This is a genomic window from Candidatus Aeolococcus gillhamiae, from assembly GCF_016464765.1.
Classification (GTDB): domain Bacteria; phylum Chloroflexota; class Dormibacteria; order Aeolococcales; family Aeolococcaceae; genus Aeolococcus; species Aeolococcus gillhamiae.
This window is the reverse complement of the sequence record NZ_JAEKNS010000101.1, coordinates 1-11,571: the sequence shown is the minus strand read 5'-3', so window position 1 is coordinate 11,571 and position 11,571 is coordinate 1. Positions and strand designations below refer to the sequence as shown.

Sequence of the window (11,571 nt, the reverse complement as noted above, 5' to 3'; positions counted from 1 at the left end):
TGCCCGCCCTCATCGCCGCCATCAGGGAGTACCTCTCCGTGCACAACGCCGATCCCACACCCTTCATCTGGACAGCATCAGTCCAAGACATTCTGGAGAAGATCGCTCGTTGTCGAGTCATTTCCCGGACGGACCACTAGGTTTCGCGGTGGCCGCAGCCACGACGGCGTGCGAAGGGACACGCGCCGACACGCATCAACTCCGCTGGGGCGCCCACGGTCTCACCTACTTCCCCGCACCGATCGTCACGGCCCGGGCCACAACGGGATCTACCGCCGGGCAGCCTCCAACGCCGGCGAACGATCCTCGACCTCCTCGCCAATGGAGGCGATGGCGGCACCATTCGGGACACGACTGTGCGGTTCGTTCTGGATTAGCCGATGCTTCGTTGTGCGAGATTGTGAGGAGATCCACATGGCTGAGACGCCTCGGCCTCCGCAGCCTGATCACGACGGTGGCGTAGAGCGCGACCGCGGATCGACCGTCGCACGGCGATGGGTAGTCGTGGCTGGGGTTGTACTTGCGATCGGTTTCGTCCTGCTGTTTGCCTTGCACGTCGCTGGCGTCGTCGGCCCCGAGGTGCCCTAGAGCTGAGACGGCAAGGACGCGGCGGCGCCGCTCCGCCTCGTCGGCATCCGCGGCAACGGGTTGCGCCCAGTCCGACGTCTGGGACGCACAGCCGTGGCATTGCTCGCGTCGACAGCGGTTGCGGTGCGGCGGCGCCTTCGGGCTCATCTGCGCCGACAATGTCAGGATGTCTCTAGTTAAGGACACCGCCTCGAGAAGCGCACTGGCTTCGGCCGGGCGGTGCGGGTGGGAGAGCCTCCGGGTCGGAGCCCCTCGTGCCCTAAACGTCAAACGGCGACTGGCCTGAGAAGCGATTGAAGAACGTGAACTGGTTGGTGAGCAGCAGGATCCCAAACACCAGGAGGAGCGCGCCGGCGACAAGGTTCACTGCGCCCAGGTGACGGTTCACCCGGCGGATGATCCCCTGGAGGCGATCGGTGAGGGCGGCCACCAGCAGGAACGGGATGGCGAGACCGAGGCAGTAGACGAGCATGAAGGGCAGGCCTCCGAATCCGCCGACAGCGAGCTGCAGAATTGCCCCCAGCTGCGGGCCGATGCAGGGCGTCCATCCAGCGGCGAAGGTGACCCCGAGCAGAAACCCACCGGCGATTCCGGCACGAGGCGCGAGATGCAGGCGTCGTTCGCGCATGAACGCGCCGATGCGCAGTACCCCCATCGTCTGCAGCGCCAGCAGGATGACCAGCAGTCCGGCCACGAGGTTCACCTCTCGCTGGTGCCGAATGAGCAGCGTGACCTCCAGCGCGCGCAGCACATAGAACAGGGCGACGAAGACGGCGCTGAAGCCGAGCACGAAGGCAACGCCGCTGGCAACGACCGGGGTCCTTCGCAGCGCAGCGGCGGCACCGGTCGGGCCACCAGCGACGAGCAGCGGTTGTGCGGTGGTGCCGCTCAGGTAGGCGATGTACGCCGGTACGAGCGGGAACACGCAGGGCGACAGGAAGGAGAGCATTCCCGCGAGCAGAGCGAGTGGATAGGTCGCCGAGGACGCCGCGATGGGGAGCGCATGGCTGGTCATCAGGACGGTGCTCACAGGTGGATTCCGTACAGCGAGCGCAGCTGCGCTCGCAGCGTGTCCTCGCTGAGCGCGCCGACCAGCACCTGGCGCAGCCTGCCGGCGGCGTCGTAGAACGCCGTGATCGGCAGCCCGGCGCCGCCGATGGCCTCGAGGAGGCCGCTGCTCGACGCCCCACCGACGTCCCGCGCCAGGGGCCAGTCACTGATGCCGATCTCCCTGGCAAAGGCCGCGCCGTCGCCCGTCTCCTGGGTGTTGACCCCGACGAACGTGACGGCCCGGCCGGCAGCAGCGCGCACCGCCCGGAAACCGGGCGCCTCACCCCGGCACGCAGTGCACCACGACGCGAAGAAATTGACCACAACCGGGCGCCCGCGGAAGTCGCTGAGCCGGACACGACCAGTGCCGATCAGGGCGGGCAGGTCGAAGTGCGCCGGGTCAGTCGACGTTTGCGGTGTCGCGGCGGCGGGGTCCGAGTGGCCGATGCGCGACATCAGCAGCACGCCAGCGGCGGCCGCAGCGACAAGGACGGCCACGATCACAGCGACGCGCCGATCTGGGCGTCCCGCGGGACGATTCGCCCGAGGAGTCTCGGGGGGGTTGCTCGCCATGAGCTAGCCGGACGTGCTGCCGACGAGGATGCATAACACGCCGCGACCCGATGCCGAAATCACCGCGCGGCGTCCGCAGCCTTAAGCGATGTGTTCACCTCGGTGAGCGGCAGCGGCGCGTTGTACTCGGTGCTGATCCGCCCCTTCGGATCGATGATGAGGAGAACGGCGTCGTGCACCACGTCGGCGGCACTCCCGTCGACGAACACGTGGTAGGCGGCCCAGACGGGAGCGAGCTGAGCCTGAGAGCCGAGCAGCCAGTGCCAGCCGGGTCGCCAGGTCACCTTGGCAACGAAGTGGCTTACGTCCGCGGGCGTTCGATCAGGCGCCACACTGATAATGACCAGGGCCGGGGTCTTGTCGGGCGGCAGCCCCTGCTCGAGGGCGGCGAGCTCCTGGCCCATGATCGGACACACGTTCTTGCAGAGTGGATCGAGGAACGCCAGCAGGACCGTCCGCCCCCGCAGCGAGGCCAGGCTCACTGCCTGACCCGCCTGGTCCTTGAGCACGAAGGGCGCGGCCGGAGTGGGCTGCCGACCGATCGGGGGAAGGTACTGAGCCTGGGCAGGCGCGGGGGTGGGATGGCTCCTGACGAGCTGGGTGATTCCCACGGTGCCCAGGACGCCGAGGGCCAGGGCGGCCGCACTGAGCAACGCGACCGCGTGCCGACGCGGCCACGAGCGCCCGGCCGCTCCGCCCGTCTCGGTCATGCATCCCCTCGCAACTACTACGGGCCGGTAGGATCGCACTCCCTCGCGGAGCGGGTCAAGAACGACGGTCCTGGCATAGGCGTCCCGGTCGGGATCACGGTGCCGCACCACGGGAGCACTCCGCTCACCATAGTACTGTGGCGAGGTAGTACCGCCTGGCCGCCGGGCGTTAAAAGTGTCACGAGGCGACCGCGGTGACAGGGTGACGGATCCGCCTGTCGGCAGGCGGTGAGCGGTAAGCGCAGGCCGCCGAGCGGACGCCGCGTGATATCGATGGACGTGCCCGCCCACGGCGCGCGCCGTCCATGGTCGTTTGCGGGCATCGCTGTGGTCGCGGCTGTGGTGGTGCTTGGACTGGTCCTCCTCGCCAGAGGCCGTGCCTCGACTGGCGTGCCGGGCCCCGGCGTGCAGTTCGTCGGCAACGATTCCTGTCCAACGAGCGGCAACTCCGCCTACGCCTCGACCGCGCCGTACACGAACGCCAGCCCAGCGGTCGGACGGCCCCATTGCCGAGATGCCCCACGCGCACGTCGACCCGCCCACCAAGGTCACCTACCTGCATGACCCGCCCACCAGCGGCTGTCACTACAACCTCGGAGCTGGCCAGGCCCCGCTGTTGCCGGGCGTGTACGACAGGCCGAGCTCCCCCGAGTACTGGGTGCACAACCTCGAGCACGGCTACGTGATCGTCCTCTACAACTGTCCGTTGGGGTGCGGGGCTGATGTCCGTGCGCTGCGGACCTGGTACGACGGCCTCCCCAACGATCCGCAGCTGTCCAGCGAGAAGAAGGTGCTGGTGCTCCCGGAGACGACCATGGCCCCGAGGTTCGCGGTGGTGTCGTGGGACTGGTACCTCCCGCTCGACCGCCTCGACCTCACCCGAGTGCAGGCCTTCTACGACAACCATCGCGACCAGTCGCCGGAGAGCAACCAGGCTCCGTAGCTGGAGCCGTCGCGCGCCGGGGTTCGGGTCGCCGTGACTACTATCATGCGGTAGTGATGACCCAACGGTCGCTGCCGGGCGCCGCAGCGCCGCCCCGGACGGCAGCCCGGTCGCGGCACGGCTGGCGACCATCGTCCCGACGGCTGCTGGCGGGCGTCCTGCTCAGCCTCCTCGCCGTGTTCGCCATCTCGCCCATGCGCGCCTCGGCGCACGCCTTCCTGGTCACGTCGCAGCCGGCCGACGCTGCGCGGCTCGGTCTGGCGCCCGGGGTGGTGGTGCTCGATTTCAGCGAGCCGCTCAACCCGGCGCTCTCCCAGGCGAGCGTCGCCGATCCCGAGGGGCGAAGCACCCATGCCCGACCCATCGCCGCCACCGAGATCCGGGTCGATCTCATCACCAACATCCCCGGCCAGTACCTGGTGCGCTGGACGGCGGTCAGCCGCGACGACGGTCACACCACCCGTGGCAGCCTCACCTTCACCGTCGATGCTCGGGGCTCGGCAGCAGCAGTCGCCGCCAGCGGACCGTCGGCGGGGGACGTGGCGCTCGCCGCCGCGCGCTGGGTCGAGGACGCCGCGCTCCTGCTCGCCGTCGGCATGCTGTTGATCGGGTGGTTGGGCCGACGAGAGCCAGCCCTGGCGTGGGTACGACCCCGTCTGCGCATCCCACTGGTGGTGGCCTTCATCGCCGGCTGCATCGTCATCAGCGCCGAGGCACTCACTGCAACCGATGGCACCTTCGCCGCGCTGGCCGGGTACTTCGGCGCCGGCTTGAGTGGCGTCGCCCGGGTGGCCCGGGTGGTCCTCGAGCTCTACGCAGTGCTGGCCGTCTCGGTCCGGGCGCGCTACCTCTGGCCGGCCGTGCTGGCGCCCCTCGGTGCTCTGGCCGCCTCGGGGCATGCCGTGGGGAACGCGCCGCAGTGGTGGGGGCTGGGCGCCGATAGTGTTCACCTCGTTGCCGCGGGGAGTTGGGCGGGCGGCATCATGGCCATGGCAACACTCCGACCACCGGACGGCTGGCGACGGGGCGGTGTCGCCCTCCTCGCCCGCTTCACCCCCTGGGCTCTGGCCACCTTCACGCTCACCATTGCCTTCGGCATCCTCCAGGGGATCGGCAACGTCGGCACCCTGGGAGCGCTGACGGGCAGCGCCTACGGCCGTGTTCTGCTCGTCAAGGCGGGGTGCGTGCTGCTGATGATCCCGCTCTCGCTGCTGGCCTGGCGGCTGCGCCGTCCGCGGCTGCGAGTCGAGGGCGGCGTCGCGCTCGCGGTGGTCGCGGCGGCGGCGTTGCTCGCCTCCTTCCCGGTGCCATCGCGGGCGCTGGCGTCCGGCAGTGGCCAGCCCGGGGCGAACGCCGGCTTGCCGCACGGAACGCAGCTGACGCTTGCCGAGCACGCCGGCGAGGTTCTCGTAGGGCTCACCGTCACTCCCGCGCAACCCGGACTCAACCAACTCACCCTGTACCTACTGCCGTGGGACGGCGCCGCCGCGGCTGCAGCTCTCGACGTGCGGGTCGCCGTCGACCAGTCGGCGATCGCATTGCAGGGCTGTGGCGACACCTGCCGTCAGGCCTCCGTCCGACTTGTCGGCGACGAGCGCCTCACTGTGCTCGTCGGCGGTGCCGCCGGGGGCACCGCGCAGTTTCAGATCCCGTCGCTCCCCACGACCGACGCGAGCTCGCTGGTGCAGACCGCGCTGTCCCGGATGCGTGCGCTGCACAGCTACACGATGCACGAGACACTCACCGGGGGCAGCGCCACCACAGTGACCAGCGACTACACCGCGATCGCGCCCGATCGGTCGGCCTGGACGGAGAACAACGGGGCCGCAACCATCGCAATTGGCTCGAAGCGCTACGACCGCCAGTCGGTCGGCGCCCCCTGGGTGCTGGAGGCGGGCAGCCTGGTCATCCCTGAACCGTCCTTCATCTGGGACGCGTTCCATCCCTACCTCGGCGAGCGCGCGATCGGGTCGGAGATGGTCGACGGGACCCGGACCACCATCGTTGCGCTGTTTGCCAGCAGCCCGGGAACTCCGGTGTGGTTTCGCCTCTGGATCGACGCCACCGGGTTGGTCCACCGAGTCGCCATGCGCGCCCAGGGTCACTTCATGGACCAGACCTTCCACGACTACGACGCACCGCTGACCATCGATGCCCCGGTGCCCGGCTGATGCGCCAGCAGTTGCTGGCGGCGGGCGTCATTGCCGCGCTACTCGCCGGCTGCGGATTGCAGCAGGACATCGCCACCCGAACCGACCTGGGCGGGTCGTCGCTGCAGACCCTGCCGCCGCTCTCGGGGTCGACGTTGCAGGACGGTTCCTTCGATCTCGTTGCACATCGAGGCCACCCCGTCGTCGTCGATTTCTGGGCGTCGTGGTGTGGCCCGTGCCGCAAGCAGCAGCCCGACCTCGACGCGATCGCGCGCTGCTACATGCCCGCCGGCGTCGTCTTCATTGGTGTCGACCTGCGCGACGATGACGCCAATGGGCGGGCGTACATCCAGGAGTTTGGTGTGCCCTATCCCAGCATTCCCGACCCCAGCGCCGACGTGGCCGCGACCTACGATGTGCCGGCGCCACCAACCACGGTGATCGCCGACTCCTCGGGCCACATCGTCAGCCGGCGCCTCGGCGGCCTCGACAAGCCGTCGCTGATCAGCGCGCTCGATCCGCTCCTTCCCGCTCAGCGTCCTCCGAAGTGCTGAACAGGGCCGCCGTGGCGTTAGCTACGGCTTGGTGGCGCGCAGCCGCTCCACGATCCCACAAGCCGAGCGCTCCAGCTCCTCGACCCGGAAACCCAGGCGGCGAACATGCTCCAGCGGTTCGCGGAACAGATTGTCCGCCTCGAGCCTGCGAAACAAGGGGTCGAGCAGTCGTTGGCCCGTCCGGATCACGGCATTGGGACTGCGCACGTGCTCGATGAGCAGCAACCGCCCATCCGGACGCAGGACTCGCCACGCTTCACCGATCGCACGTGCGGGCATGGGGATGGTGCAGAGCGAGAGCGTGAAGATGACCGTGTCGACGCTGGCGCTGTCGACGTCCAGCGCCTGAGCGTCGCCGACCCGGAAATCTGCGATCACGCCGAGCTCAGTGGCTCGTTGCTGCGCGACCGCGAGCATTTCCGAGGTGGCGTCGATGCAGGTGAGCCGGACCTCCGGCGGGTAGTGGGGGAGGCTCAGCCCGGTCCCCACGCCGAGCTCCAGGACATCGCCATGGGCGCGTTCGCAGACCCAGCGGCGGCCGGCGTCGAGTCCCAGGACACGATCCCAGCGACTTGCGCGGCGGTCATAGCTGGCAGCCAAGCGACCGTACGTACGTCGAACGGGATCGAGAGCGTCAGCCACCTCAGCCGGTGAGGCTGGCGAGGCAGACCATCAAAACGACGGTTACCCCGGCCCCGAGCACGGTGCGCAGCAGCAGTCGCGTCGGCAACCGTCCCGCCTGGTCGGGATCACCCAGCAGGCGGCCGACCCGCGCCGTGGCTGCGTCGCCGTACGCGGCGCCGGCGAACCTGGCGCCAGGGCTCGGCTCGAGCTTGAGCAGTGCTGCGGCAACGGGCCGAGCGCCTACTTTCTCCACCGCGTGCGCGTCAGCGGCCACCTCGTCACGGCCGATTCGCCGTTCCGCCCACCATCCCACGGCGGGTGCGAACCAGAGCACGTCGGCAAGGGAGTTCCGCAGCAGGCGGCGGAGCGGGTCCCGGCGCACCGCGTGCCGCCGTTCGTGGAGCAGCACCGCGGACAGTTCCTCGTCATCGAGTGATTCGACCACGTCCAGGCTCACGTAAACGCGAGGGCGACGGACACCGGTGCAGACCGCGATGTGCTCGACATCGGTGAGCTGTGCTCGGCCGCCGACACGGCGGCGTGCACTCGCGGTGCGCACCCCTGGCATCGGCCCCGACCTGAGCTGCGCCTCGATGCGCCGTGCTCGCCAGGCCAGCCAGGCCGCGCGGATGACGACGCTGGTCAGGAGCACGCCGAGGCCCAGGGGCACCGAGCGGGCAACAGTCCATCCGGCCATCGACGAACTCGACTCGCCACAGCGCCAGCCCGGGCACATCCCCGCCGCGCTCAGAAAGCAGAGAGGGAGAAGGCCGGCCATGGCCACGAGCATCGGGCCGCGCAACCGTCTCACCGTTCGGCCAACCGACGCAGGCGTTCGCGCTGGGCGGGGTTGAGGCGGTCCAGCTCGGCGGCGAAGGCGGCGAGCGCAGCGTCCCCGAAGCGGGCGACGGCCTGGCCGGCTTCCGCGCGACTCAGTCGCTCGATCAGCTCGCCCGGCGCCTCGGCCACGCGGTAGCGGTGCGCTCGTGCCGCGTGAGAGCGATTGACGCTCAGGATGCCCTTGGTAGCCAGGCGCGCCACGGTGGTCATGACCGTGGTGTAGGCGAGATCGGGGAGAAGGATGTGGACATCGCGGACCACGAACGGATCGGGCAGGTGTCCGGTCCAGGCGGCCTCCATGATCCGGGCCTCCAACGGGCCGAGCAGGTCGCGGGCCCGAGCGCGCTCGCTTCGCACATCAATCCTCTGTTCGCGGACCGGTACGGTCATGGTTACTAACCGTGGATAGTATCAACGGAGAGCCAGGCAGACACGAGGATCGAGACCGCATCGAATCGTCACTTGGGCTCGCGGAGGACCGCCAGCTTCCTTTGGAACTCGTCCTCGTCGATCTCTCCTCGAGCGAGGCGAGCACGGAGGATCGCTTCTGCATCGATGTCCACTGGAGTCGGTGCAGCATGGCTATGGCCGAAGTGCCGAACGAGCACCACGACGGCGACGACAACGATCGCCCAGAACACCGCCATCACGACGGCCATCACGATCCACATCCCAACGCCCCAACCGCCGTTGCCCCAGCCGTACATCATCCGCGAACCTCCAATGCACTCCCTTGTCAGCAGGATGTGGTGGGGCGCGTCTCGGCGAAGTTGCTACTATCGCACCATCGTACTTGTTCACCGGAGACCTCAGCGTGGCTCAGAAGACGGCGCCTCGACGGCCGCAGCCAGGTAGGAAGGGAGCGAGACGGTCGCCGTCCCAGCGGCCGGCGCCACCTCGCCGAGTGTCCGGCTGGGCATGGGCGGGCGCGGCGCTCGGCGGAGGACTCCTCGTCGTGATCCTCCTCGTTGCGGCGAATTCCCGTGGCGCATCGAACACGGCCAATTCGGCAAGCGCGAGCGGGGCCTACGTCGGGGGCGACCTTCATTCGCTGGTGGTCAATCCGTCCGATCCCCGGGAGGTCTTCGTCGGCGGCCATCAGTCTGCGGCGGTCAGTCACGATGGCGGGCGAAGCTTTCAGCAGGTCACGGCTCTCCAGAACGCCGATGCGATGAGCTGGTCTATGGCGCCCGACGGCCGCACCCAAGTCGTCGCAGGCCACGGCGGTTTGCGCACGTCGATTGACGGCGGCACACAGTGGACCGACGAAACTGGCGCTCTCCCGGCGACAGACGTTCACGCGGTCGGACTCGATCCCGCAGCGCCCACTCACCTCGTCGCGTACCTCGTCGGACGCGGCATCTTCACGTCGACGGATTTTGGCCGCACCTGGAACATGGTTGGAGGAAGCAATCTGTCTCTAATGGGCCCCATCCTCGTCAGCCCGGGCGGCCGAGAGCTCATTGCGGCGGACATGATGGCTGGCATCGTGCACTCTGAGGACGGGGGTGCCAGCTGGTCGGTGCTCAGTCCGGGTGTAGCGGCCATGTGGCTGTCACGCGATCCAACCAACGCGAAACATCTATTGCTCGCAGGTAACGGCTTGGGCGAGAGCGTCGACGGCGGGGTGAGTTGGCGGACACTTCCCAACTCGCCCCCCAACATCAGCGCGGTGGCCGTGGCGCCGGATGCCGCGCATACGTGGTTCTCCGCAGCGTTGGACGGCGACCACGCCGTGGTCTACACGAGTGCCGACAGCGGCGCTCGTTGGCAGGCAGTGACCACAGCTCCGTAGCAGTGTGGATGCGCGTGCTTGGTCATTGGCCAGGGCTGAGGACGAGACCGCGCAACGCCATGTCATCGATATGCTGCCGAGCGCCACGGGCGATCGATCGGCGGCCTGTGCTCGCGGGCGCTGCGATACCTCGACGGTGCCAGCCTCGAGGAGATGGTGTTGGCCAATGCGCTTGGCCGGCGCGTTGCAGCATCGCGCATCGCGCGACCCACCGGGGTGCTGATGGTTCCGGTGGAGACACGTGGCGTGTTGCGCGCCGTGGAGGGGAGGGCGGCTGCGCGCGACGTCCCCGGTATCACAGGCATCTCCATCACCATTCCGGTTGGTGACCGGGTCCGGCCGCTCCCCGACGGTGACCGATACCTGGGCTTCATCTTCGCCGATGGCGAGACCCAGCATGAGGTGAGGGATGCGCTGCGCGCTGCTCGCCGAGAACTGCGCGTGGTCGTCGACCAAAGCAACGCACCGGGCTGGCCTGGAGCAGTGAGATCCGCGTCCTGACAGTGGCGCCTGCAGGGTTGCACTTGCGGAGGAGGCCTCGGCCATCGCTGATCTCGCTGAGCGCGAGCATGCTTGCTGCCCGTTTCTCGATTCACTATGCCCTTCTCCGACGAGGCGCCCATTCTCGAGGGTCGAGCTCCGGCGACCGCACAGGCGATCATCGACGACCTGTTTGGCGGGAGATGCTAAGGGCAGGACTACGCTCCGCGATCTCTACCCCGCGATAGCCATGTGCCGCTTGGGGGTTAGATGCCCGTTCGCTTGTCGTCGGCGGAGCTCTCCGCGTTGTTGGCGAAGCGAGCCAGAGCGACCACACACCAGACTGGGCGTGCCCCGCTTTGACGGACAGTGTTCGTAGCCCGCGTACACAGCCATGTGGCGGGACTTGGGCGTGACCGTTTCGGGCTCCAAGCCCATAGCTGGGAGGCGCAGTTGCCGGAGGACGGCTCCGGCGGGTCTGTGGCTACGCCAGTTCGCCTTCTAATGTCCGATCGGCGCCGAATCTGCGGTTCTGTAGTACATGGGGATCAATGTCAGGGCTCGCGCAGGCGAGTGCATCCCGCCGGACCTGGCGGTTGAGCCCGCCGCGCGCGGGCCGTAAGCACACTTTGCCCAGGTAGTGGACCTAGGAATTTCTAGAACCCTACTCTCGGCAAGACCAACGTGGTCCACACCGACCGCAGCGTCGCGATTTCGTATTCGGATCAGCCGCTGGAGCGGGAGACCGGGCTCGAACCGGCGACCCTTACCTTGGCAAGGTAGCGCGCTTAGTTTGTATTCGAGAGGCGGCCAACAGAGCCTCAACACGACTACTTACCCCCAACTTCCATGGGGATCCATGCTGATCCCATGGGGAGCCAAACAGATCCTACGGCGCTCCACGTTGATCCCGAATCGGCGCAACCGCACAGGAGGGCGGTAGGACGACGCACCGGAGGCTCCTCGCTCGGCACCATGGCGGCCCGAGCCGAGGTTTGTAGGGTCGCTGTACGCCGCACCATGGCCCCCTGACGCTCACAAGTCGTCCGCCGGATGTCACATTTGTCTGGGACAAATTGTGTCCCTTAGTGTGGTGTAAATCCGGGGTGAGCCTTCTGGCCCTGGGTCAAGTCCCCTGGAGTGGTGTGAATTCGCTGGAGTTCTCACAACGTCGGTGAACTAGGCGGCGATGCCTCCCGTGAGCGGGTTGGTGAGCAACGGCGGCCCCTCAGGAGTGAGTAGGCGGGCCATGGACTGTTGGCTG

Annotated in this window: 12 protein-coding genes; 5 read left to right on the top strand and 7 right to left on the bottom strand. The window is 68.3% G+C overall.

Features of this window, described 5'->3' with window-relative positions; all coding sequences use genetic code 11:
• Positions 1–847: 847 nt before the first annotated feature.
• The 3 genes from JF886_RS09920 to JF886_RS09910 all read right to left on the bottom strand — a co-directional run bounded on the left by JF886_RS09920 (position 848) and on the right by JF886_RS09910 (position 2,921).
• Positions 848–1,618, bottom strand: coding sequence for a cytochrome c biogenesis CcdA family protein (locus tag JF886_RS09920; protein WP_337312005.1), 771 nt, complete (start codon positions 1,616–1,618; stop codon positions 848–850).
• Entirely contained in the window at positions 1,615–2,142 is a 528-nt protein-coding gene (locus JF886_RS09915; protein WP_337312003.1) for a TlpA family protein disulfide reductase, read from the bottom strand. Before JF886_RS09915 ends, JF886_RS09920 begins: the two co-directional genes overlap by 4 nt.
• Positions 2,143–2,270: 128 nt before the next feature.
• The gene (locus JF886_RS09910; protein WP_337312001.1) at positions 2,271–2,921 is read right to left on the bottom strand and encodes an SCO family protein; all 651 of its coding nucleotides are present in this window, start codon (positions 2,919–2,921) and stop codon (positions 2,271–2,273) included.
• 514 nt (positions 2,922–3,435) lie between these two features.
• Between JF886_RS09910 and JF886_RS09905 the strand changes: the two genes are divergently transcribed.
• From JF886_RS09905 to JF886_RS09895, 3 genes are read left to right on the top strand one after another with little or no spacing between them, the layout of a single operon-like run.
• Positions 3,436–3,864, top strand: a complete 429-nt coding sequence (locus tag JF886_RS09905; RefSeq protein WP_337311999.1) for a DUF3105 domain-containing protein — start codon at positions 3,436–3,438, stop codon at positions 3,862–3,864.
• Positions 3,865–3,920: 56 nt separating this feature from the next.
• Positions 3,921–6,035: a copper resistance CopC/CopD family protein gene (locus JF886_RS09900; RefSeq protein ID WP_337312008.1), complete on the top strand. Its 2,115-nt coding sequence runs from the start codon at positions 3,921–3,923 to the stop codon at positions 6,033–6,035.
• Positions 6,035–6,568, top strand: coding sequence for a TlpA family protein disulfide reductase (locus JF886_RS09895; RefSeq protein WP_337311997.1), 534 nt, complete (start codon positions 6,035–6,037; stop codon positions 6,566–6,568). Before JF886_RS09900 ends, JF886_RS09895 begins: the two co-directional genes overlap by 1 nt.
• A 21-nt stretch (positions 6,569–6,589) precedes the next feature.
• On the opposite strand, the gene JF886_RS09890 is transcribed toward JF886_RS09895, so the two are convergent.
• From JF886_RS09890 to JF886_RS09875, 4 genes are all read right to left on the bottom strand, one after another.
• Positions 6,590–7,168: a class I SAM-dependent methyltransferase gene (locus JF886_RS09890; RefSeq protein ID WP_337311995.1), complete on the bottom strand. Its 579-nt coding sequence runs from the start codon at positions 7,166–7,168 to the stop codon at positions 6,590–6,592.
• A 43-nt stretch (positions 7,169–7,211) separates the two neighbouring features.
• Positions 7,212–7,970, bottom strand: coding sequence for a M56 family metallopeptidase (locus JF886_RS09885; protein ID WP_337311993.1), 759 nt, complete (start codon positions 7,968–7,970; stop codon positions 7,212–7,214).
• 29 nt (positions 7,971–7,999) lie between these two features.
• A complete protein-coding gene (locus JF886_RS09880) occupies positions 8,000–8,422 on the bottom strand; it encodes a BlaI/MecI/CopY family transcriptional regulator (protein ID WP_337311991.1) in 423 nt (140 codons plus the stop codon).
• A 68-nt stretch (positions 8,423–8,490) separates the two neighbouring features.
• Positions 8,491–8,742: an SHOCT domain-containing protein gene (locus JF886_RS09875; RefSeq protein ID WP_337311989.1), complete on the bottom strand. Its 252-nt coding sequence runs from the start codon at positions 8,740–8,742 to the stop codon at positions 8,491–8,493.
• 245 nt (positions 8,743–8,987) lie between these two features.
• Between JF886_RS09875 and JF886_RS09870 the strand changes: the two genes are divergently transcribed.
• Together JF886_RS09870 and JF886_RS09865 are read left to right on the top strand one after the other, a co-directional pair.
• Entirely contained in the window at positions 8,988–9,827 is an 840-nt protein-coding gene (locus tag JF886_RS09870; protein ID WP_337311987.1) for a WD40/YVTN/BNR-like repeat-containing protein, read from the top strand.
• Between the two features lie 159 nt (positions 9,828–9,986).
• A complete protein-coding gene (locus JF886_RS09865) occupies positions 9,987–10,328 on the top strand; it encodes a hypothetical protein (protein WP_337311985.1) in 342 nt (113 codons plus the stop codon).
• Positions 10,329–11,571 lie beyond the last annotated feature (1,243 nt).